This window comes from Serratia sp. CY83965, from assembly GCF_052166375.1.
In the GTDB taxonomy this organism is placed as follows: Bacteria; Pseudomonadota; Gammaproteobacteria; order Enterobacterales; family Enterobacteriaceae; genus Serratia; species Serratia marcescens.
Window position 1 is genome coordinate 194,328 of sequence record NZ_JBJNOV010000009.1, and the last position, 21,849, is coordinate 216,176.

The 21,849-nt window shown below is 60.8% G+C and carries 17 protein-coding genes and 3 tRNA genes; 4 read left to right on the plus strand and 16 right to left on the minus strand.

Annotated features, from left to right (window positions below; translation table 11 throughout):
• Nucleotides 1-131 precede the first annotated feature (131 nt).
• The 11 genes from ACJ8PL_RS17505 to nnr form a co-directional block, all read right to left on the minus strand.
• Nucleotides 132-1,430, minus strand: coding sequence for an adenylosuccinate synthase (locus tag ACJ8PL_RS17505; protein ID WP_004933663.1), 1,299 nt, complete (start codon nucleotides 1,428-1,430; stop codon nucleotides 132-134).
• 98 nt (nucleotides 1,431-1,528) lie between these two features.
• Nucleotides 1,529-1,729: a DUF2065 domain-containing protein gene (locus tag ACJ8PL_RS17510; protein WP_004933666.1), complete on the minus strand. Its 201-nt coding sequence runs from the start codon at nucleotides 1,727-1,729 to the stop codon at nucleotides 1,529-1,531.
• A 63-nt stretch (nucleotides 1,730-1,792) separates the two neighbouring features.
• Entirely contained in the window at nucleotides 1,793-2,797 is a 1,005-nt protein-coding gene (gene hflC, locus ACJ8PL_RS17515) for a protease modulator HflC (RefSeq protein WP_004933669.1), read from the minus strand.
• A gap of 3 nt (nucleotides 2,798-2,800) precedes the next feature.
• On the minus strand, nucleotides 2,801-4,051 hold the full coding sequence (gene hflK, locus ACJ8PL_RS17520; protein ID WP_016929360.1) for an FtsH protease activity modulator HflK: 1,251 nt from the start codon (nucleotides 4,049-4,051) through the stop codon (nucleotides 2,801-2,803).
• A 68-nt stretch (nucleotides 4,052-4,119) separates the two neighbouring features.
• Nucleotides 4,120-5,400, minus strand: a complete 1,281-nt coding sequence (gene hflX, locus ACJ8PL_RS17525; RefSeq protein WP_004933675.1) for a ribosome rescue GTPase HflX — start codon at nucleotides 5,398-5,400, stop codon at nucleotides 4,120-4,122.
• Nucleotides 5,401-5,498: 98 nt separating this feature from the next.
• Nucleotides 5,499-5,807 (minus strand): RNA chaperone Hfq, encoded by a 309-nt coding sequence (hfq, locus tag ACJ8PL_RS17530; protein WP_004933678.1) that lies wholly within the window; start codon nucleotides 5,805-5,807, stop codon nucleotides 5,499-5,501.
• Nucleotides 5,808-5,921: 114 nt separating this feature from the next.
• Nucleotides 5,922-6,863 (minus strand): tRNA (adenosine(37)-N6)-dimethylallyltransferase MiaA, encoded by a 942-nt coding sequence (miaA, locus tag ACJ8PL_RS17535; protein WP_033634226.1) that lies wholly within the window; start codon nucleotides 6,861-6,863, stop codon nucleotides 5,922-5,924.
• The gene (gene mutL, locus ACJ8PL_RS17540; protein ID WP_079451164.1) at nucleotides 6,856-8,739 is read right to left on the minus strand and encodes a DNA mismatch repair endonuclease MutL; all 1,884 of its coding nucleotides are present in this window, start codon (nucleotides 8,737-8,739) and stop codon (nucleotides 6,856-6,858) included. Before mutL ends, miaA begins: the two co-directional genes overlap by 8 nt.
• A gap of 22 nt (nucleotides 8,740-8,761) precedes the next feature.
• The gene (amiB, locus tag ACJ8PL_RS17545) at nucleotides 8,762-10,558 is read right to left on the minus strand and encodes an N-acetylmuramoyl-L-alanine amidase AmiB (protein WP_016929364.1); all 1,797 of its coding nucleotides are present in this window, start codon (nucleotides 10,556-10,558) and stop codon (nucleotides 8,762-8,764) included.
• Nucleotides 10,559-10,565: 7 nt separating this feature from the next.
• A complete protein-coding gene (gene tsaE, locus ACJ8PL_RS17550) occupies nucleotides 10,566-11,036 on the minus strand; it encodes a tRNA (adenosine(37)-N6)-threonylcarbamoyltransferase complex ATPase subunit type 1 TsaE (RefSeq protein WP_028127566.1) in 471 nt (156 codons plus the stop codon).
• A gap of 10 nt (nucleotides 11,037-11,046) precedes the next feature.
• Nucleotides 11,047-12,561, minus strand: coding sequence for a bifunctional ADP-dependent NAD(P)H-hydrate dehydratase/NAD(P)H-hydrate epimerase (gene nnr, locus ACJ8PL_RS17555; RefSeq protein WP_028128242.1), 1,515 nt, complete (start codon nucleotides 12,559-12,561; stop codon nucleotides 11,047-11,049).
• Between nnr and queG the strand changes: the two genes are divergently transcribed.
• Nucleotides 12,560-13,699: a tRNA epoxyqueuosine(34) reductase QueG gene (gene queG / locus ACJ8PL_RS17560; protein ID WP_016929367.1), complete on the plus strand. Its 1,140-nt coding sequence runs from the start codon at nucleotides 12,560-12,562 to the stop codon at nucleotides 13,697-13,699. The two genes, nnr and queG, sit on opposite strands and share 2 nt — an antisense overlap.
• Before the next feature lie 311 nt (nucleotides 13,700-14,010).
• On the opposite strand, the gene ACJ8PL_RS17565 is transcribed toward queG, so the two are convergent.
• From ACJ8PL_RS17565 to orn, 4 genes are all read right to left on the minus strand, one after another.
• Nucleotides 14,011-14,086 (minus strand) — tRNA-Gly (locus ACJ8PL_RS17565).
• A gap of 54 nt (nucleotides 14,087-14,140) precedes the next feature.
• Nucleotides 14,141-14,216, minus strand: a tRNA-Gly gene (locus ACJ8PL_RS17570).
• A 65-nt stretch (nucleotides 14,217-14,281) separates the two neighbouring features.
• A tRNA-Gly gene (locus tag ACJ8PL_RS17575) sits at nucleotides 14,282-14,357 on the minus strand.
• A 192-nt stretch (nucleotides 14,358-14,549) separates the two neighbouring features.
• Complete coding sequence (gene orn / locus ACJ8PL_RS17580) at nucleotides 14,550-15,095, minus strand: oligoribonuclease (RefSeq protein ID WP_004929689.1); 546 nt, start codon at nucleotides 15,093-15,095, stop codon at nucleotides 14,550-14,552.
• A 245-nt stretch (nucleotides 15,096-15,340) separates the two neighbouring features.
• Here orn and rsgA point away from each other — a divergent pair, with 245 nt between their 5' ends.
• From rsgA to mscM, 3 genes are all read left to right on the plus strand, one after another.
• The gene (gene rsgA, locus ACJ8PL_RS17585; RefSeq protein ID WP_016929368.1) at nucleotides 15,341-16,390 is read left to right on the plus strand and encodes a small ribosomal subunit biogenesis GTPase RsgA; all 1,050 of its coding nucleotides are present in this window, start codon (nucleotides 15,341-15,343) and stop codon (nucleotides 16,388-16,390) included.
• A gap of 76 nt (nucleotides 16,391-16,466) precedes the next feature.
• Nucleotides 16,467-17,360: an archaetidylserine decarboxylase gene (gene asd / locus ACJ8PL_RS17590; RefSeq protein ID WP_028127565.1), complete on the plus strand. Its 894-nt coding sequence runs from the start codon at nucleotides 16,467-16,469 to the stop codon at nucleotides 17,358-17,360.
• 13 nt (nucleotides 17,361-17,373) lie between these two features.
• Complete coding sequence (mscM, locus tag ACJ8PL_RS17595; RefSeq protein WP_442531306.1) at nucleotides 17,374-20,721, plus strand: miniconductance mechanosensitive channel MscM; 3,348 nt, start codon at nucleotides 17,374-17,376, stop codon at nucleotides 20,719-20,721.
• Between the two features lie 68 nt (nucleotides 20,722-20,789).
• On the opposite strand, the gene epmA is transcribed toward mscM, so the two are convergent.
• A complete protein-coding gene (gene epmA / locus ACJ8PL_RS17600) occupies nucleotides 20,790-21,767 on the minus strand; it encodes an elongation factor P--(R)-beta-lysine ligase (protein WP_028127564.1) in 978 nt (325 codons plus the stop codon).
• Between the last annotated feature and the right edge of the window lie 82 nt (nucleotides 21,768-21,849).

Here is a 21,849-nt window from a genome sequence, read left to right on the forward strand (position 1 = left end):
AATTATTTAGCGAATCCCGCGCCCTAAGGCGGGTTTATGAAAGGATTTTTTGACGTGAAACCGCAATCGGAGGGAGTCAGGATAAAAACAAACCGGGACGCGCCCGGTTTGTTTAATGCCGCAAAGCCTGATTATGCGTCGAACGGGTCGCGCAGGATCATGGTTTCGCTGCGATCCGGGCCGGTAGAGATGATGTCTACCGGTACGCCGGTCACTTCTTCGATGCGCTTGATGTAGTTCAGCGCAGCCTGAGGCAGCTTGCTGTGCTCTTTCACGCCAAAGGTGGTTTCGCTCCAGCCCGGCATGGTTTCGTAGATAGGCTCAATGCCTTCCCAGCCTTCAGCCGCCAGCGGAGTGGTGTCCACTTCGCGGCCGTCCGGCATGCGGTAGCCCACGCAGATCTTCACTTCTTTCAGGCCGTCCAGGACGTCCAGTTTGGTCAGGCAGAAGCCGGACAGGGAGTTAATCTGCACGGCGCGGCGCACCGCTACCGCGTCCAGCCAACCGGTACGACGACGACGGCCGGTGGTGGCGCCGAACTCGTTACCCTGCTTGCACAGGTATTCGCCGGTTTCATCGAACAGTTCAGTTGGGAACGGACCTGCACCCACGCGAGTGGAATAGGCTTTCACGATGCCCAGCACGTAATCCACATAACGCGGGCCGATGCCGGAACCGGTAGCCACGCCGCCGGCGGTGGTGTTGGAAGAGGTCACGTACGGATAAGTACCGTGGTCGATATCCAGCAGGGTACCCTGAGCGCCCTCGAACATGATCAGGTCGCCACGCTTGCGCGCGCCGTCCAGCAGTTCGGAAACGTCAACCACCATGGCGGTCAGGATGTCGGCGATAGACAGCACGTAGTCCAGCGTCGCCTGATAATCGACGGCGTCAACTTTGTAGTAGTTGACCAGCTGGAAGTTGTGGTAATCGACGATCTCTTTCAGCTTAACGGCGAAGGTTTCTTTGTTGAACAGGTCGCCGACGCGCAGGCCGCGACGAGCCACTTTATCTTCGTAAGCCGGGCCGATGCCGCGACCGGTGGTGCCGATCGCTTTCGCGCCGCGCGCTTTCTCACGCGCGTTATCCAACGCAACGTGGTAAGGCAGGATCAACGGGCAAGCTTCAGAGAGTAACAGACGTTCGCGTACCGGGATGCCACGCGCTTCGAGTTCACCCATTTCTTTCATCAACGCGTCCGGCGCCAGAACAACACCGTTGCCGATGATGCTGGTGACGTTTTCACGCAGAATACCTGAAGGAATTAAATGAAGGACGGTTTTTTCACCGTTGATTACCAGAGTGTGGCCAGCGTTATGGCCACCTTGGTAGCGCACAACATATTGAGCCCGTTCAGTCAGCAGGTCTACAACCTTGCCTTTACCTTCGTCACCCCATTGGGTGCCCAGTACGACGACGTTCTTACCCATTTTTCAAAATCACCGATTGCTTAAAAATGGATTCTACCACCGTAATTTTCGATTTTCAGCACTTTTAGCATACGATTGCATAAATTTTGGGCTAGACTTTAAAGACCCGTGCGGCCGCTCAACATGTAGTAGATCACGCAGCCCGCAACCACTATTCCACCGCCAAATCGCCGCAGCGTCGCGTCCGGCAGCTGCGACATCGCCACAATCATTTTGCGCCAGGCCTGCGGAAACAGCATCGGCCCCAATCCTTCCAGCACCAGAACCAGCCCGAGCGCCAGCCAAATCGTTGAGTTCATGCATCCCCCAAAAACAAGAAAGGGCCCGCGTAAACGGGCCCTCGATCAGATTGCCTGCCGCGCTTATTTGCGCAGGGTATCAGGCGACTTCATGTAGCGGAAGAAATCGCTGTCCGGGCTCAGTACCAGCACGTCCTGGTTGTCCTTGAAGCTGGCTTCATAGGCGCGCAGGCTGCGAATAAAGGCATAGAAATCCGGATCCTGGCTGAACGCGTTGGCGAACAGCTTGGCCGCTTCGGCATCGCCTTCACCGCGGGTGATACGCGCCTGACGCTCGGCTTCCGCCAGGGTACGGGTCACTTCGTAATCCGCGCTGGCGCGCAGCTTCTCGGCTTCTTCCTGGCCCTGCGAGCGCAGACGACGGGCTACCGCTTCACGCTCGGCGCGCATACGCTGGTAGATGGCGTCGGACACTTCGGCCGGCAGGTTGATCTGCTTGATACGCACGTCGATCACTTCGATGCCCAACGCCGCCATGCTGTTCGGGTTCACCTGCGGCTGTTTGCCGGTGGTTTCCCGCTCAACGCGCGCCGCCGCAGAGGCGATAGCGTCATCGGCTTCGGTGGTCGCCACCTCTTCGCCGTCACCCACGGTGCCGGTGTTCAGCGCGTCACGCACGTCAGACATCAGCTTGCCGCGCGAGTCGGTCACGATGTCTTTCACGTCCAGACGGCCAATTTCGGAACGCAGACGGTCGCTGAACTTGCGTTTCAGCAGCACTTCGGCCTGGGAGACGTCGCCGCCCCCGGTCGCCAGGTAGTAACGGCTGAAGTCGCTGATGCGCCACTTCAGATAGGAGTCGACGATCAGGTCTTTCTTCTCGCTGGTCACGAAGCGATCGGCCTGGTTGTCCATGGTCTGGATGCGCGCATCCAGGTTCTTCACGGTCTCAATGAACGGGATCTTGAGGTGCAGACCCGGCGCATACACCAGCGGCTTGTTTTCGCCGTCGCGCAGAACCTTGCCGAAGCGCAGCACGATGCCGCGCTGGCCTTCCTGCACCACGAACAGCGAAGCGTACAGCACCACCAGCACCGCGAGGACAATAACTACAAAAGACTTACGCATTGATTACTCTCTCCCTACGCGAGTGGTGTCGTCACGCTGCGCATTCGCCCGGCGCTGATCCATAACCGATCCGCCGCTGGTGCGCGGAGTGCTGCTGTTGGCAGCCGGCGCAGGATTCGGATTGAGGCGAATCAGGCTGGTATCCTTGTTGCCGCTCTCCGTCGCCGCGCCTTGGCCGCGCAGCATCTGATCCAGCGGCAGCACCATCAGGTTGTTGCCTTTGTCGCTCACCAACACCTTACGGGTATGGCCCAGCACTTTTTCCATGGTTTCGATATACAGACGCTCGCGGGTGATCTGCGGTGCGGACTTGTATTCCGGCAACAGCTTGGCAAAGCGCGCCACCTCACCCTGAGCTTCCAGGACGGTGCGGTCCTTATAAGCCTTGGAGTCTTCCAGCAGACGCTGCGCCTGGCCGTTCGCACGCGGCTGAACTTCGTTGGCGTAAGCTTCCGCTTCACGGATGTATTGCTGCTCGTTCTCACGCGCGGCGATCGCATCGTCGAACGACGCCTTCACCTCTTCCGGCGGACGCGCCGCCTGGAAGTTGACGTCCAGCAGCGTGATGCCCATGTTGTAAGGACGGATGGTCTCTTCCAGCATGCGCTGCGTATCGTTACGCACCACGGTACGGCCTTCGGTCAGGATGCGATCCATCGAGTACTTGCCGATCACGCCGCGCAGGGCGCTGTCGGTCGCCTGGCTCAGGCTGTCGTCGGCATTGACGACGCTGAACAGGTACGCTTCCGGGTTGGTCACGCGGTACTGCACGTTCATTTCCACGCGCACCACGTTTTCATCGGAGGTCAGCATCACGCCGGACGCCGCCAATTCGCGCACGGATTCCACGTTCACCGGACGCACGTCGTCGATGAAGGTCGGCTTCCAGTTCAGGCCCGGCTGCACCAGATGGCTGAACTTGCCGAAACGCGTCACGACGCCGCGCTCGGCTTCCTTGATGGTGTAGAAGCCGCTGGCGGCCCAGATCACCACCACAGCGACCGCCGCGATACCGATAATGCGGCCGCTGAAGCCCGGGCCAGAGGTGCCGGTGCCGCCGCTATTGCTGTTGGAGCCTTTGCCCCCGCCGAAACCGCTCAATTTCTTGCTCAGTTTGCGGAAGATATCGTCCAAATCAGGTGGCCCTTGATCACGACCGCCTTTGTTGTTACCGCCAGAGTTGCCGCCATTATTATTGCTGCTCCCCCACGGGTCGCGGTCCTGTCCGTTATTACCGGGCTGATTCCACGCCATGTTTTAGCTCCATATTCTGTGATTGGGTACTTCAGGCTTTCGCGAAGCATAAATGTAACAGGATATGATCATACGATAAAGTCAATCAGGTCCTGTTCTTGCTTGCAGAGACGACGCCATTCGACGATCGGCATTCGCACCACCACGCCAATGCTGCCGTCTTCTTCGTTCCACTCTTTTTCAATCGCCTGAAGCTGGTAAAAACGGCTGCGAAGACGGCCTGCCCGTGGCGGTAAGCGCAATTCGTAATGCGCGATCTCCCCCGATAAGCGCTCCGTCAACGCCTGATACAGCAACGGAATACCCTCTCCGCTGGCGGCGGACAGCCACACCCGGATCGGCAGGTTTTCGTCGTTGCGGTCGATACGCGGCACAAAATCGTCCAGCATATCTATTTTGTTCATCACTAACAGTGTAGGAATTTCATCCGAGTCTATCTCCGCCAGCACGGTGTTCACCGCTTCGATGTTCTCATCGACGCGCGGATCTGCGGCATCGATGACGTGCAGCAGCAGAGATGCCTGGCGCGTTTCCTGCAGCGTCGCCTTGAAGGCGGCCACCAGATCGTGCGGCAGGTGCCGGATGAAGCCTACGGTATCCGCCAACACGGTATCCCCCACGTCCGGCACGTCAATGCGCCGCAACGTAGGATCCAGGGTGGCAAATAGCTGGTCCGCCGCATACACCTCGGCAGACGTTATTCGGTTAAACAGGGTGGATTTGCCGGCGTTGGTGTAGCCCACCAGCGATACGGTCGGCACATCGGCACGGGTCCGCGCGCGTCGGCCTTGTTCACGCTGCTTTTCTACCCGCTCCAGGCGGCGCAGAATCAAGCTGATGCGATCGCGCAACAGGCGACGGTCGGTCTCAAGCTGGGTTTCCCCCGGCCCGCGCAGGCCAATCCCCCCTTTTTGCCGCTCCAGGTGCGTCCAGCCGCGTACCAGACGCGTGGCGATGTGACGCAACTGCGCCAGCTCCACCTGCAGCTTACCTTCATGGGTGCGGGCACGCTGGGCGAAGATGTCTAAAATCAACCCGGTGCGATCGATCACCCGGCATTCGCACAGGCGCTCGAGGTTTCTTTCCTGCGCCGGGGAAAGGGAATGATCAAACAGGACAACAGACGCGCCGCTGGCTTTCACCGCATCTGCAATTTCTTCGGCCTTTCCTTCGCCGACAAAGTACTTCGGATGCGGGGCTTTGCGGCTACCAGTCACCACTTGCAAAGCTTCGACACCGGCTGAGGAGACCAGCGATTCGAACTCGTTGAGGTCTTCCGTATCTTTGTCTTGCGAGAAATAGATATGAACCAGTACGGCCTGCTCACCGGCTTCATAACGGTCAAACAAGCGTGCAACCTCTCAAACGGACACTCACCGTGAGTTTGGGGGACATAAACAGCCCGCGGCTGCTTATGCTCCCCGTCATGGTTGACTTGCAACGCGCTTTATTCAGCGTCATCGCTTTCCTGCTGCGGCTGTTGCTGCGCAGACGGATTGTTGCCATGGTGATAGTTGCTTGAACCGCCGCTCGGGTTGTTGCTGTGATGCGAAACCGGACGTGACGGGACAACGGTAGAGATAGCGTGCTTGTACACCATCTGGCTAACCGTGTTCTTCAACAGGATGACAAACTGGTCAAAAGACTCAATCTGGCCTTGCAGCTTAATACCATTCACCAAATAAATAGAAACCGGAACACGTTCACGACGCAATGCGTTCAGGAACGGATCTTGCAAAGATTGCCCCTTAGCCATTCTATCTTTTCCTTATTTGCTTGTTGTTTGTAACTAAGAACCTGTCGGCTCTAAAATAAACGACGTAAAAAATTTGCGCGCTGAATACTCAGCAATTGTACACAATCACCCAACCTATGCACTAACAACCTGTGTCACCGAGTCCAAAGCCTCTCCCGGCTTTTCACTGTCCAACCAATGGACCGACTCCCAACCCCGTAACCAGGTCATTTGGCGTTTAGCCAACTGACGTGTTGCGCAAATACCACGATAAACCATCTCATCGTAACTAATTTCACCAGACAAGTATGACCACATCTGGCGGTAACCGACACAGCGAATGGAGGGCAAGTCCGTATGCAAATCACCCCGTGCGAAAAGTGCACGCGCTTCCGTCTCAAAACCCGCCGCCAACATTTGATGGTACCGCAGCTCGATGCGTTGATGGATCAACTCACGGCTGGTCGGCGCTATCGCAAATTGGTGAACTTGATACGGCAACGATTCACCCGAAATTTTAGTCAGTTCCGTTAAAGTTTTACCCGAAATAAAAAAAACTTCCAGTGCTCTGGACAGTCTCTGCGGATCATTCGGATGAATTCTCAATGCCGCGACCGGATCGATCGTCTGTAACTGACGGTGCAACGCCTCCCAGCCCTGCTCCGCCGCTTGCCGTTCGATGCGCTCGCGCACCGCGGGATCGGCGGACGGCAACGGCGACAATCCTTCCAGCAACGCCTTGAAATACAACATGGTGCCGCCCACCAACAGCGGAATGCGGCCGGCGGCGGTGATGTCGGCCATCTCTTTCAGCGCATCGGCGCGGAACTCCGCGGCCGAGTAAGCTTCAGCGGGATCGCGAATATCGATCAGCCGATGCGGCGCCTGCGCCAATTCTTCGGCGCTCGGCTTGGCGGTGCCGATATCCATGCCGCGGTAAATCAGCGCGGAATCGACGCTGATCAGTTCCACCGGCAGGCGTTCGCGCAGCGCGATCGCCAGCGCGGTCTTGCCCGAGGCGGTCGGCCCCATGATGAAAATAGCCGGGGGACGTGGTGTCATTTCAGTGTCAGTCATGCTTGAGGGCCGCCAGTGCGGCCTGTAAATCAACGGGTTGTAAAAGTCCGCTCGGTGGCGATTTGACCAGCTGCGGGCAAAGTCGTTCAACGTCGGTCAGCAATTGTATCGCTTGCGAGGTGTTCCACTGTTCATGTTCGCTGCCAAGACGGCGAGCGAGCCAGGTGGCCAGCACCGCGGGCGACATCTCCTGATGTTCGGCCAGATAGCCTAACAGTTCGGGTATCAGTTTTTGTAAATTTTGTTGGCGTAATGGTAAAGGCACTGCGCGCAGCGTCACACGGCCGTGATCCGCCTGCAGATCCAGCCCCATCATCGTCAGCAGCGCCTGATGCCGCGCGATGGCCGCCGCTTCGCTCTTTTCCAACGTCAGCTTGACTGGGATCAGCAGCGGCTGCGGCCGCAGCCCTTCCGTCGGCGGGTTGAGCTGCGCCTGACGCAGCCAGCGCTCGGCCACCGTAAGATTGAGCAACGCCGGCTGCTGGCGCTGTTCAATCAACGCATAACACGGCGGATGGATCATCAACACCCGGCCAAAACTGTGCTGGCCGCCCGCCAACGGCGTTTCCGCTGCGGCTTTCGCCGGCGGGAACAGCGGCGGCTTGATCGAAACTTCCGGCGCGGCCTCGGCCGGCGGCTCGGCGGCGGGCTGCATCAGTTTACCGTACAGCTCGCCTTCGCGTTTCTGATAACCGCCCGCCGCTTGCCAGCTCGGCTGCGGCGGCCGCTCGCGGGCGGTGCCGGCCGGTGGCGGCGTTTCACGGCGCGGCGCAGGCTGAGAAAAATGGTTGCCGCCGGCGGCGACGCGGTTTTCCTGCTGCCAGACCGGCGCGGGCGCTTCGTCCGGCATTTCCGCCAGCGGCAGCGACGGAGTCTGACCGGCCTGTTGTAGCACGGTGGTCACCGCCTGGTAGATAAAGTCGTGCACCAGCCGCGCCTGATGGAAACGCACCTCGTGCTTGGCGGGATGCACGTTGACGTCCACCTGGTGCGGATCGACCTCCAGATACAGCACGTAAGCGGGCTGCTGATCGTCCTTCAACTGATCCTGATAGGCCTGACGAATGGCGTGATTGATCAAACGATCGCGCATCATGCGGCAGTTGACGTAACAATACTGCATTTCACCCAGCTGGCGCGCCCCGGCCGGATCCGCCACCCAACCGCGGATGCTCAGATCGCCGTGCTGCCAGTCGATGTTCAGCGCATGCTGCAAAAACGCCGGGCCGCAGATGCTGCCCAAACGGCGCTCGTGCTGGCTTTCTTCCTTCGCCGCCCGGTATTGGCGGATCAGTTTGCCGTTGTGGCTGAGGTTGATCGCCACATCGAAGCGCGCCAGCGCGATGCGCCGCACCACTTCATCGATATGGCCGAATTCGGTTTTCTCGGTGCGCATGAACTTGCGGCGCGCCGGGGTGTTGTAAAACAGATCCAGCACTTCCAGCGTGCTGCCGACCGGGTGCGCGGCGGGTTTGACCGTCACCGCCTGCTCGCGCCCTTCGGCATAGGCTTGCCACGCTTCGCTCTGGTCGGCGGTGCGCGACGTCAGAGTCAAACGGGATACCGAACTGATGCTGGCCAGCGCTTCGCCGCGAAAGCCGAGGCTGACGATCGCCTCCAGGTCGTCGAGCGTGCTGATTTTACTGGTGGCGTGCCGCGCCAGCGCCAGCGCCAGATCGTCCTTGCCGATGCCACAACCGTTGTCGCGAATGCGGATCAGCTTGGCGCCGCCGCGTTCGATATCGATATCGATGCGCGTCGCCCCGGCGTCCAGGCTGTTTTCCACCAACTCTTTGACGACCGACGCGGGGCGCTCAACCACCTCTCCGGCGGCGATCTGGTTGGCGAGCTGTGGCGGTAACACCTGGATAGGCATGCTGACTCCTGTAGCGGTGGCGCTAGGCCTGCGGAATGGTCAGCGTCCGATCCAGCGGCGCGACGTCCGACTTCAGGTTATTGACCCGTTTCAGATCGCCGACGCTGACCCCGTAGCGGGAAGCGATGGAGGACAGCGTATCTCCGCGGGCCACTTTATGTTTAGACGGCCTTTTCGCCGGCGTTTTCGCTTTGGCGACGGCGGTGACGGCGGCGGTTTTCCCCGCCGGCACCTTCAGGCGTTGCCCGACCCACACGCCATCTTTCTTCAGTTTGTTCAGATCCCGCAGCGCCGCCATGGTGGTGCCGTAGCTGTCGGCGATGCCGGACAGCGTCTCCGCCCGTTTCACCACGTGGATCTGGGTCTTGCCGTTAACGCTGCGGCTCGCGCCGGCCGGGCTGACGATAGGCTCCGGCTGACGCACGTCTGGTGTTGAGGTGTTAACCGCCGCTGCGACGTCCAGCGGTCGGTTTTCCACCTTTGGGTCGGCTTGCAGCGGATGCGCCAGGAAGTAGCTGCGCAGGCCGTTATGAATGGCCTTGGCAATCTTCTCCTGATACGCGCTACTGCCCAGCAGCCGCTCCTCCGTGCTATTACTGATAAATCCGGTTTCCACCAGCAGCGATGGAATATCCGGCGAACGCAGCACGCCCAGGCTGGCGTGTTCCGGCCGGCGTTTATGCAACGATCCGACGCTCTGCAGCTGCTGCAGCACTTTCACCGCCACGTCGTACCCGACGCGCTGCGAGTGACCGAACTGCAGATCCAGCACCGCCTGGCTCAGATAAGGGTCGGCCTGGCTATTGGCCAGCAAATCGCCGGCGCCGCCGAGCAGCTCAGACTGCTTCTCATGCTGTTCGAGCCAACCGGCCATTTCGCTGTTGGCGCGGCGGTTGGACAGCACCCAGACGGAAGCGCCGCTGGCGCTGCGGTTTGGCGCGGCGTCCGCATGGATGGAGACCAGCACGTTGGCGCCCTGTTTACGCGCAACGTCGGAACGCCCCATCACCGAGATGAAATAATCACCGTTACGCGTCAGCACCGGTTTGAACTGCGGGTCGGCGTCCAGCATCGCCTGCAGGCGACGCGCGATGGCGATGGTGACATTCTTTTCTTTCAACCCGCTCGGGCCGATGGCCCCCGGATCCTGGCCGCCGTGGCCGGCGTCGATCGCCACCACCACCCGATCGCCGGAACCGGCGGAAACGCGGCTGCTGCGCGGCGTGACCTCAGTGGCGGTGCCTGCGACCACGGTCTGTTTTTGGGTAAAGGGATTCGATCCCGTCGGCGCTTTGCGCAGCGGCGGCTCCGGCGCTTCACGCACCGCGACCGGCGCCTGACGCGGCGGTTGACTGACGGCGACCGGCGGAGGCGTTTGCACCGGCGCTTTACGCGCCACGATATTGGCGCCGCCTTCGGCCGAAATGGTGAACACCACGGTATGCACGCCGCCGTTCTGGCGAGTGGAAACGCGGGTTTTGGCGCGCTGGGTCAGATCAAACACCAGGCGCACGCTCTGAGCGTCTTTCGGCGCGCTGGAACGAATGCTTTTCACCAGGTTTTGCCCGCTGAAATTGAGCGGAAGACCGCCGACCTTGCCCTTCTGATTAACGTCCAGCACCACCCGTTCCGGGCCGTGCAGCGGGAAAAACGCATAGTCCGGCGGACCATTGAAGCTCACCGACACCGTCGCTTCGCGTTGGGCGTTCGACACTTTGATATCGGACAGCGAGGACGCCGCCAGCGCGTTCAACGCGCCGAGCGGCCCCAGCACGGCGATCAGCATGATGACCGCAAATTTTTTCAACACCTGCGTCATTGCAGCATCATCCCTGTGATCCATGAATGCGGTCTAACAACTGGCTGCCGTATGCGGAAATCGCCTCAATCTTCGCCTCTCGCCCCTCACCCTGATAACTGAGGTACAGCGCCAGGTCCGGCTCCGGCAGCACGCCGGTGCCCTGCTGCGGCCATTCGACCAGGCAGATGGCGTCTTGCGCGAAGTAATCGCGAATGCCCATGAATTCAAGCTCTTCCGGATCGGCCAAGCGATACAGATCGAAGTGATACACCGCCAACGGCTGCAAGGCATAGGGCTCTACCAGCGTGTAGGTCGGGCTTTTGACGTTGCCCTGATGCCCCAACGCCTGCAGGAAGCCACGGCTGAAGGTGGTTTTACCGGCGCCCAGGTCGCCGTAGAGATAGATGACGCTGGCGCGATCGCAGGCCTTGGCCAAAGTGGTGCCCAAAGCGACAGTCGCTGCCTCGTCCGGCAGAGGTAAAACGAGTTCTTTCATTCGATAAAGTCTATTTTGCCCACTCAGGATTAACGAAATGAAGGATGTCCGGCAGTAAATCGGTCGCCAACATGCCTCTTGTTCCTTGTCTTTCCGCTACGCGATCGCCGGCCGCGCCATGCACGACGCAGCCCGCACAGGCGGCATCATACAGCGGGAGCTTTTGCGCCAGCAAACCGCCGATGATGCCCGACAGCACATCGCCCATGCCGCCGGAGGCCATGCCGGCGTTGCCGACGTCGGCGATCGCCATCTGCCCCTGCTCATCGGCGATCAGCGTACCGGCGCCTTTCAGCACCGCCACGCCGCCGTAGCGCGCCGTCAGCTTGCGCACGGCAAGTAAGCGATCACTCTCGATGTCAGCAGTGCTGCAGCTCAACAGCCGCGCCGCCTCTCCAGGATGCGGAGTCATCACGCGATTCTGCCGTTTCTCGGGATTTAATGCCAGCAAGTTCAGCGCATCGGCGTCCCACAAGGCTGGTTTATCGCTGGTTTGCAGCACGCTCAAGGCGTTTTTGCCCCACTCAGCCTGGCCCAGCCCCGGGCCAATCACCAGCACATCCGCCCATTGCATCGCCTGCCGCAGCGTCGCCTCGTCCAGCGCCTGCGCCATCAGCTCCGGCCTGGCCGTCAGCAGCGGCGCAACATGATCAATGTGAGTAAGCACTCGCACCAATCCAGCCCCGCTGCGCAGCGCCGCCTCCGCCGCCATGCGAATGGCGCCACCGAAACCGCTATCGCCGCCCACCAACAGCAGGCGGCCATGCTCGCCCTTATGAGCGCAAGGACGGCGCGGATGCAGCCAGCGCGGCAACACCTCGGCGGTAAGCCGCTGAATCTGCTCCGGTTGCTTCGCCAACCAACCCGATAAGCCTAGCGCATTCTGATGAAGTTGCCCGACCCAGTCACGCGCCTGGCCGGTCAGCAACCCCGGTTTGAGGCCGATGAACGTGACGGTGTGGGCGGCACGCACCACCGCGCCTGGCGCCGCGCCGCTTTCCGCCAGCAGGCCGGACGGAATATCGAGCGCCACCACCGGTGCCGAATGGCGGTTGGCGGCCTCGATCAGCGCGTCGTAAGGCGCACGCGGCGCGCTGCCCAGACCAGTGCCCAGCAGGCCGTCGATGATGAGCGAAACAGACGCCGGCCAGCGGCTGTTCGCCGGCAGAATGTCGCCGCCTGCTGCTTGCCAGGCCTCGCGAGCCGCTGCGGCTTCCGGTGGCAAAGGACGTGCGCCTTCGCAGGCGATCAGCGTCACCTGCACGCCCGCCGCCTTCGCCAGACGCGCCACCACATAGCCGTCGCCCCCGTTGTTGCCGTGGCCACACAGCACCAGCCAGTGGTCGCGGGAAGGGTACGCGTTGCGCGCCAGCGCGTAGGCCGCCTGACCGGCGCGCTGCATCAAATCGTAAAGAGAAATACCGAGCGAGGCCGCCGCCGCGGGTTCCGAGCGACGGATCCAATCCGCAGGCCAGACAGAGTGTGGTAAACTGTCAGCGTATGCTTTTTCACTGTGGCCCGTCATGACGCACCCCCTCGATCTTCATCAACTCGCCCAACATATCAAGCAATGGGGGCAATCGCTAGGATTCCAGCAGGTTGGCATCTGCGATACCGATCTGAGCCTTGAAGAGCCGAAGCTGCAGGCCTGGCTCGACAAGCAGTACCACGGCGAGATGGAATGGATGGCGCGCCACGGCATGTTGCGCGCACGCCCTCACGAACTGTTGCCGGGCACGCTGCGAGTGATCAGCGTACGCATGAACTACCTGCCGGCCAAGGCGGCGTTCGCCAGCACCTTGCAAGATTCGCAGTTGGGCTACGTCAGCCGCTACGCGCTGGGGCGTGACTATCACAAGCTGTTGCGCCAGCGCCTGAAAAAACTGGGCGATCAGATCCAGGAATACTGCGGCGAGTTGAATTTCCGCCCCTTTGTCGATTCTGCGCCGGTGATGGAGCGCGCGCTGGCCGCCAAGGCGGGCATCGGATGGGTTGGTAAACACTCACTAATTCTCAACCGCGAAGCCGGATCGTGGTTTTTCCTCGGCGAATTGCTGATCGATCTGCCGCTGCCGGTGGATCAGCCGCAGGAAGAACAGTGCGGCCGCTGCGTCGCCTGCATCACCACTTGCCCGACCGGCGCCATCGTCGCCCCCTATACCGTCGACGCCCGGCGCTGCATCTCCTACCTGACCATCGAGCTGGAAGGCGCGATCCCGGAAGAATTCCGCCCGCTGCTCGGCAACCGCATCTACGGCTGCGATGACTGCCAGCTGATCTGCCCGTGGAATCGCTTTTCGCAGCTCACCGACGAAGACGATTTCAGCCCGCGCGCCGCGCTGCATGCGCCGCAGCTGATCGATCTGTTCAACTGGACAGAAGAAAAATTCCTGCGCATCACCGAAGGCTCGGCGATACGCCGCATCGGCCACCTTCGCTGGCTGCGCAATATCGCCGTGGCGCTGGGCAATGCGCCTTATGAGGACGGCGTCGTGCTCGCGCTGCGCACGCGTTTGGGCCAGGACAGCATGCTGGACGAACATATCCACTGGGCGCTGGCGCAACAGCTCGCCCGCCGCGAAGCGCAGGGCATCGAGGTGCAGACGGCACAGAAAAAACGGCTGATACGGGCTGTGGAAAAAGGTTTGCCGAGGGACGCCTGACGGTGTGCGCCGCGCGGGCTTATCGCCGGAAGACTCACTCTGTGGATTTGTGCATAAAAATAAAAACACGTTGTCTTTCAACTGCAACAAAAAGAGCAAGTGATCGGCATAACGTTTTGGGATAAATAAATAAGCATATAAATCAAATAGATAAATATTTAATTTGTATGACGTTGATTTTTCAGGCAGGCGAGTTTATGTGCAGAGGCTGTGGATAACTCTGTTCACAACATTTTTAGCAGGCGTGTAAAACGGGACAAAAATCCGCGCCGGATAAGGCGTTGGACTTGAGTTTGAAACGAAGAGAAAATTGGAGCGGGAAACGAGACTCGAACTCGCGACCCCGACCTTGGCAAGGTCGTGCTCTACCAACTGAGCTATTCCCGCATAGAGATGCTTTTGGCATCCGGTCACCAAACACTGGCGTGACCTTTGAATTTTTGGAGCGGGAAACGAGGCTCGAACTCGCGACCTCAACCTTGGCAAGGTTGCGCTCTACCAACTGAGCTATTCCCGCGTCGCATAGGTACTGCTTGATACTGCTTTTTTATTCATCATGCCGCATCGCGACATTGTTGAATTTGGAGCGGGAAACGAGACTCGAACTCGCGACCCCGACCTTGGCAAGGTCGTGCTCTACCAACTGAGCTATTCCCGCCCGGCGTATCGATGGTGGAACGTTACGAAATTCTTCATCGGTACGGGGTGCGCATTATACGAGAAATCCTTTTTGCCGCAAGCCCCTGAAAGCAAAAAAACGCGATTTTTGTTTGATTGCCGATTAAAGCGCCAGATTGGCGAATTAAGCGGCTAAAAACGACGTTTTTTCCCCGCAGGGGCCGCCATCGCCTTAAAGCTGAATGAAATGTTCGCGGTAATAAGCCAGTTCGGCCACCGATTCGCGGATGTCATCCAGCGCCTGATGAGTGCCCTGCTTCTTAAAGCCGCCGAGAATTTCCGGCTTCCAACGGCGCGCCAGTTCCTTCAGCGTGCTGACGTCCAGATAGCGGTAATGGAAGTAGGCCTCCAGCTCGGGCATATAGCGGAACAGGAAACGGCGATCCTGGCCCACGCTGTTGCCGCAAATCGGCGATTTGCCGGCCGGCACCCATTGCTGCAGGAAGGCGATGGTTTCCAGCTCGGCGGCGCGATCGTCCTGGCGGCTGGCTTTCACCCGCTCCACCAGCCCGCTGCCGGTATGGGTGCGCACGTTCCACTCGTCCATCAAGGCCAGCTGCTCGTCGGATTGGTGCACGGCGATCACCGGCCCTTCCGCCAGGATGTTCAGATTGGCGTCGGTGACCAGCGTGGCGATCTCGATAATGCGGTCGCGCTCGGGATCCAGCCCGGTCATCTCCAAATCGATCCAAATCAGGTTATTTTCGTTTCCTGTCATGATGTTTCCTGCCTAAAAGCCGAGAGAAAAACGCTGTGCGGACGAAACGACGGGCGCCGCCGGTGGCAACGCGCCGCAGCCGGCGGCTAACAACGGTTATTTAATATAAAATAGCGTGTATCATAGTCTTTTTGGTCGCCTTGGGCGACATATACCCTGATGGGTTCAAGGCTGCGCCCGGGGCTAGTCCCTCGCCGCAGCTGTGCGTATACGTAAAGGTATAAAACCGATTCAAGTGAGGCGCAGTGAGTAAGAACAAACTGTCCAAAGGTCAGCAACGCCGCGTGCAGGCGAACCATCAGCGCCGTCTGAAGCGCGCCGATAACAAACCGGAACCGGATGATTCCCAGCTGGGCGAGCCGCAGGAAGGCATCGTCATCAGCCGTTTCGGCATGCACGCCGACGTTGAGGCGCCGGATGGCACTCAGCACCGCTGCAACATCCGCCGCACGCTGCGTTCGCTGGTCACCGGCGATCGCGTGGTGTGGCGCCCCGGCCTGGGCGCCCATGAAGGGGTGAAGGGCATTGTGGAAGCGGTGCACGAGCGCACCTCGGTGCTGACGCGCCCGGACTTCTACGACGGCGTGAAGCCGATCGCCGCCAATATCAATCAGATCGTCATCGTGTCGGCGATCCTGCCCGAGCTGTCGCTGAACATCATCGACCGCTATCTGGTGGCCTGCGAAACGCTCGAAGTCGAGCCGCTGATCGTGCTCAACAAAATTGACCTGCTGGACGCCGAAGCGCGCAAGCTGGTCGACGGCATGATGGATATCTATCGCAAGATTGGCTACCGGGTGCTGGAAGTCTCCAGCCAGACGCGGGAAGGCATGGCGGAATTCGAACAGGCGCTGGCCGGGCGCATCAGCATCTTCGCCGGCCAGTCGGGGGTAGGCAAATCCAGCCTGCTGAACGCGCTGTTGCCGCCGTCTGAAGAGCAAATTCTGGTAAATCAGGTTTCCGACGTATCGGGCCTCGGGCAACATACCACCACCGCCGCGCGGCTGTACCACTTCCAGCATGGCGGCGACGTGATCGACTCCCCCGGAGTGCGCGAGTTTGGCCTGTGGCACCTGGAGCCGGAACAAATTACCCGCGGCTTTGTCGAATTCCGTGATTATTTAGGTGGTTGCAAATTCCGCGACTGCCGCCACGATACCGATCCCGGCTGCGCCATCCGCGCGGCGATGGAGAAAGGCGACATCGCGGAAGAGCGTTTCGACAATTACCACCGCATTCTGGAAAGCATGGCGCAGGTGAAGGTTCGCAAGAACTTCACGGACGCCGCAGACTGACACTGACGGGCGGGCATTGACGGCGGCGGCGCCCTCGTTACAATGCGCGCCCTTTACCCTGATTCACGAGGTTAACGTGCTGGATAGCATCAAGATTAAACTGCAATATTGGCTGCCGAAGCTGGCGCTGACCCGCCTGGCGGGCTGGGGCGCCGACAAACGGGCCGGCTGGCTGACCCAACTGGTGGTCAAAACCTTCGCCCGCTACTACCGCGTGGACATGCAGGAAGCGCAAAACCCGGACCTGGCGTCTTACGCCACCTTCAACGATTTCTTCGTGCGCCCGCTGCGCGATGGCGCGCGCCCGATCATCGCCGACGCCAACTGGCTGGCGCTGCCCGCCGATGGCGCCATCAGCCAGCTCGGCCCGATCCGCGAGGACCAAATCTTCCAGGCCAAAGGCCACCACTACAGCCTGGAAGCGCTGCTGGCCGGCAACTACCTGTTGGCCGAGCCGTTCCGCAACGGCCTGTTCGCCACCACCTACCTGGCGCCGCGCGACTATCACCGCGTACACATGCCGTGCGCCGGCGTACTGCGCGAAATGATCTATGTGCCGGGCGATCTGTTCTCGGTCAACCCGCTCACCGCCGCCAACGTGCCTAACCTGTTCGCACGCAACGAGCGCGTGATCTGCGTCTTCGACACAGACATCGGGCCGATGGTGCAAATCCTGGTCGGCGCCACCATCGTCGGCAGTATCGAAACCGTCTGGGCCGGCACCGTCACGCCGCCGCGCGAAGGCATCATCAAACGCTGGACCTACCCGGCCGCCGGCGAAGAAGGCGCCATCGCGCTGGAAAAAGGCGCCGAGATGGGCCGTTTCAAACTCGGCTCCACGGTGATCAACCTGTTTACCGCAGGCAGCGTGCAGTTCGCGCCGCAGCTGCATAACGGCACCGTCACCCGCATGGGTGAAGCCTTCGCCGAAATCCCGGCCGCCGCTGAAACACCACAGACCCCGATCTAAAGGAATCGACGCCGTGCGCCTGATCATCACGCTTTTGCTCGGTTGCCTGCTGTGGCAACCGGCGCTGGCCGCCCCCGTGCCGACCGAGACCCAGCTCAAACAGGAGCTGAAGCAGGCGGAAAGCAGCAAAAACGCGCCGAATCAGGCGGAAACCACCGAGGCGCTGCAAAGCGCCCTCAACTGGCTGACGGAGCGCAAAGAGTCGCAGACTCGCTCCGAGCAGTATCAGAGAGTGATCGACGATTTCCCGAAGATGACGCAGGAACTGCGCCGTCAGTTGGTGCTGGAAAGCAACAAGATCCTGCCGAACGGCGACGATCTGCCGGCCGCCGAGCTGGAACAGCAGATCCTGCAAACCAGCAGCCTGCTGCTGGAACAGGCGCGCCTGCTGCAGCAAGAACAGGATCGCACGCGGGAAATCAGCGATTCGCTCGGCCAGTTGCCGCAGCAGCAGACCGACGCCCGCCGTGCGCTGACGGAAGTGCAGCGCCGCCTGCAGGCGCAGCCCGCCAACCCGACCACGCCGTACGCGCAGGCCGCCCTGGCCCTGCTGCAGACCGAAGCTGCGGCGCGCAAAGCCAAAGTGGACGAGCTGGAGCTGGCGCAGCTGTCGGCCAACAACCGGCAGGAGCTGGCGCGCATGCGCGCCGAGGTCTATAAAAAGCGCCACGAGAAAATAGACGTTCAGCTGCAGGCGCTGCGCAACAACCTCAACGCCCAGCGCCAACGCGAAGCGGAACTGGCGCTGGAAAAAACCGAGCAGTTGGCCGAGCAGAACGGCGATTTGCCAAGAAGCATCAGCCAACAGCTGCAGATCAACCGCGAACTGTCCGCCGCGCTGAACAGCCAGGCGCAGCGCATGGATCTGATTTCGTCGCAGCAGCGGCAGGCGGCGGCGCAGACGCTGCAGGTGCGCCAGGCGCTGAGCACCATCATCGAACAGGCCCAATGGCTCGGCTCGTCGTCGGCGCTGGGGGAAACCCTGCGCGCCCAGGTGGCGACGCTGCCGGAAATGCCCAAGCCGCAACAGCTGGACGGCGACATGGCCCAGCTGCGCGTGCAGCGCCTGCAGTTTGAAAACCAGCTGGAAAAACTGTCGCAGCGCGAATTCAAGCGCGACGACGGCAGCGCGCTGACCAACCAGGAGCAGCGCATCGTCGATGCCCAGCTGCGCACCCAGCGCGAGCTGCTCAACTCGTTGTTGTCCGGTTGCGACACCCAAATCCTTGAGCTGACCAAGCTGAAGGTGGCCAACACCCAGTTGATCGAAGCGTTGAACGAGATCCGCGACGCCACCCACCGCTATCTGTTCTGGGTGCCGGACGTCAATCCGATCAACTTCTCTTATCCGCTCAACGTGGCGCACGATCTGACCCGCGTCCTGTCGCTGGACACGCTGTCGCAGCTCGGCGGCGCCTTCATGATGATGGTGACCAGCCGCGAAACGCTGATCCCGATCTTCGGCGCCCTGCTGCTGGTGATTTTCAGCATCAGTTCGCGCAAGCACTATCACGCCTTCCTCGAGCGCGCCAGCAGCCGCGTCGGCAAGGTGACGCAGGACGAATTCTTCCTGACGGTGCGCACCGTGTTCTGGTCGATTCTGGTGGCGATGCCGCTGCCGGTGCTGTGGGCCGCGCTCGGTTACGGCCTGCAGAGCGCCTGGAACTACCCGGTGGCGGAAGCGATCGGCAAAGGGGTGACCGCCACGCTGCCGATCCTGTGGATCTGCATGATCTGCGCCGCCTTCGCCCACCCGCAGGGGCTGTTCATCGTGCACTTCCGCTGGCCGGCGAAGCAGGTTTCGCGCGCCATGCGCTACTACAAGATGTCGATCTGGCTGATCGTGCCGCTGATCATGGCGCTGATCACCTTCGATAGCCTGAAAGAACGCGAGTTCGCCAACACCCTGGGGCGGCTGTGCTTTATCCTGCTGTGTCTGGCGCTGGCGCTGGTCACCCACAGCCTGAAACGCGCCGGCATTCCGCTGTATCTGGATAAAAACGGCTCCGGCGACAACATGCTCAACAGCGCCTTCTGGGGGCTGCTGCTGTCGGCGCCGCTGCTGGCGGCGCTGGCGTCGACCGTCGGTTACCTCACCACCGCGCAGGCGCTGTTGGCGCGCCTGGAAACCTCGGTGGCGATCTGGTTCCTGCTGCTGGTCATCTACCACATCATCCGCCGCTGGATGCTGATCCAACGGCGGCGCATCGCTTTCGATCGCGCCAAACAGCGCCGCGCCGACATCCTGGCCCAGCGCGCCCGCGGCGAAGACGAAACCTCGCACACCCCGAACAGCACCGAAGGCGCCATCGATCCGGACGATTCGGACTTCGATCTGGACACCATCAGCGCCCAGTCGCTGCGGCTGGTGCGATCGATCCTGATGCTGATCGCGCTGGTGTCGGTGATCGTGCTGTGGTCCGAGATCCACTCCGCGTTCGCCTTCCTGGAAAACATTTCGCTGTGGGACGTGACTTCGACGGTCAACGGCGTGGAGACCGCCCATCCGATCACCCTCGGCGCGGTGCTGATCGCCATTCTGGTGCTGATCATCACCATGCAGCTGGTGCGCAACCTGCCGGCGCTGCTGGAGCTGGCGGTGCTGCAGCACCTGGATCTGTCGCCGGGCACCGGCTACGCCATCACCACCATCACCAAGTACTTGCTGCTGCTGTTCGGCGCGGTGCTCAGCTTCGCCTGGATCGGCATCGAATGGTCAAAACTGCAGTGGGTGGTTACCGCGCTCAGTCTGGGCTTGGGCTTCGGCATGCAGGAGATCTTCTCCAACTTCATCTCCGGCCTGATCATCCTGTTCGAGAAACCGATCCGCATCGGCGACACCGTGACGATCCGCAACCTGACCGGCACCGTCACCAAGATCAACACCCGCGCCACCACCATTTCGGACTGGGATCGCAAAGAGATCATCGTGCCGAACAAAGCGTTCATCACCGAACAGTTCGTCAACTGGTCGCTGTCGGACACCCTGACCCGCGTGGTGCTGACCGTACCGGCGCCGGGCGAAGCCAACAGCGAAGAAGTGACCAAGATCCTGATGAACGCCGCCGAGCGCTGCTCGCTGGTGCTGGATAACCCGGCGCCGGAGGTTTACCTGGTCGATCTGCAGCAGGGCATCCAGATCTTCGAGATGCGTATTTACGCCGCCGAGATGGGCCACCGCATGCCGCTGCGCCATGAGATCCACCAGCTGATCCTGGCGGGTTATCGCGAGCACGGCATCACGCTGCCGTACCCGCCGTTCCAGGTGCGCACCGAGACGCTGTCGCGGTTGACCAACAACGGCCGCACGCCTCCGTCTACGCCGGCGCCGAACACCAAGCGCGACGCCGGGGGGCTGTAAGCGTTTCTCGCAATAAAAAAAGGGCCGGCAAATGCCGACCCTTTTTGCTTTTCTCACCGCCTGGAACGTCAGGCGATCCCGACCGGGAAGGCTAAGACTTCGCTCAGGCTCTCGGCGCCCAACGCCAGCATCACCAGACGATCCACGCCCAGCGCCACGCCGGAACATTCCGGCATGCCGTGCTGCAATGCCGCCAACAGGCGGTAGTCGATCGGCTGCTGCGGCAGGCCGCGCTCCGCGCGCTTGCGGTTGTCCTGCTCGAAGCGCTGCTGTTGTTCACGGCCGTCGGTCAGCTCGCGGAAACCGTTCGCGAGCTCAATGCCCTTGAAATACACCTCGAAGCGCTCCGCCACGCGGTGGTCTTCGGTGCTGATCTCCGCCAACGCGGCCTGGCTGGCCGGGAAGTGGTAAACGAACGCCGGCTTTTCACGGCCGATATGCGGTTCCACGCCCACGGTGAACAGCAGCTGCAGCAGCGTATCGCGATCCTCTTCGGTATCGGCGATGTTGCTCAGATCGAGTTTGGCCGCCGCTTCACGCAGTTGCGCCTTCTCCGCCGACAGCGGATCGATGTCCAGATGGCGCAGGAACGCCTGCTGATAGGACAGGGTCTCCGCACTCTCGCAGTCCAGCACCTGTTGCAGCAGATCGTCCACCTCATTCATCAGGCGGTACATGTCGTAGTGCGGACGGTACCACTCCAGCATGGTGAATTCCGGGTTGTGATGCCGCCCGGCTTCTTCATTGCGGAAGCTGCGCCCCATTTGGTAGATCGGGCCGCTGCCCGCCGCCAGCAGGCGCTTCATGTGATATTCCGGGCTGGTCATCATGTATAGCGTCAGGCCCTCTGCCGCCCCCGGCCCGACGAAACGCGTCTCGAACGGGAACAGGTGAACGTCGGTGACCGTCGCCTGGCTCATGGTGGGCGTCTCAACTTCCAGCACGCCACGATCGGCGAAGAAACGCCGGATCTCAGCCAGAATCGCTGCGCGTTTCAACAAATTGGCGATGGGTGCACTAGGCTGCCAGCTTGCCGTTTCGCTCATGGTAATTAACTCCGAAATCAAACAGGGGATGCAGTCTACTCGCATCCTTGCAGCCAAACAAATTCTTCACGATGCGCAACCG

Excerpts from the sequence above, each read along its gene's own strand:
- ACJ8PL_RS17505 (WP_004933663.1), bottom strand. The coding sequence starts at position 1,430 with ATGGGTAAGAACGTCGTCGTACTGGGCACCCAATGGGGTGACGAAGGT.
- ACJ8PL_RS17510 (WP_004933666.1), bottom strand. The coding sequence starts at position 1,729 with ATGAACTCAACGATTTGGCTGGCGCTCGGGCTGGTTCTGGTGCTGGAA.
- hflC (WP_004933669.1), bottom strand. The coding sequence starts at position 2,797 with ATGCGTAAGTCTTTTGTAGTTATTGTCCTCGCGGTGCTGGTGGTGCTG.
- hflK (WP_016929360.1), bottom strand. The coding sequence starts at position 4,051 with ATGGCGTGGAATCAGCCCGGTAATAACGGACAGGACCGCGACCCGTGG.
- hfq (WP_004933678.1), bottom strand. The coding sequence starts at position 5,807 with ATGGCTAAGGGGCAATCTTTGCAAGATCCGTTCCTGAACGCATTGCGT.
- miaA (WP_033634226.1), bottom strand. The coding sequence starts at position 6,863 with ATGACTGACACTGAAATGACACCACGTCCCCCGGCTATTTTCATCATG.
- mutL (WP_079451164.1), bottom strand. The coding sequence starts at position 8,739 with ATGCCTATCCAGGTGTTACCGCCACAGCTCGCCAACCAGATCGCCGCC.
- amiB (WP_016929364.1), bottom strand. The coding sequence starts at position 10,558 with ATGACGCAGGTGTTGAAAAAATTTGCGGTCATCATGCTGATCGCCGTG.
- tsaE (WP_028127566.1), bottom strand. The coding sequence starts at position 11,036 with ATGAAAGAACTCGTTTTACCTCTGCCGGACGAGGCAGCGACTGTCGCT.
- queG (WP_016929367.1), top strand. The coding sequence starts at position 12,560 with ATGACGCACCCCCTCGATCTTCATCAACTCGCCCAACATATCAAGCAA.
- nnr (WP_028128242.1), bottom strand. The coding sequence starts at position 12,561 with ATGACGGGCCACAGTGAAAAAGCATACGCTGACAGTTTACCACACTCT.
- orn (WP_004929689.1), bottom strand. The coding sequence starts at position 15,095 with ATGACAGGAAACGAAAATAACCTGATTTGGATCGATTTGGAGATGACC.
- epmA (WP_028127564.1), bottom strand. The coding sequence starts at position 21,767 with ATGAGCGAAACGGCAAGCTGGCAGCCTAGTGCACCCATCGCCAATTTG.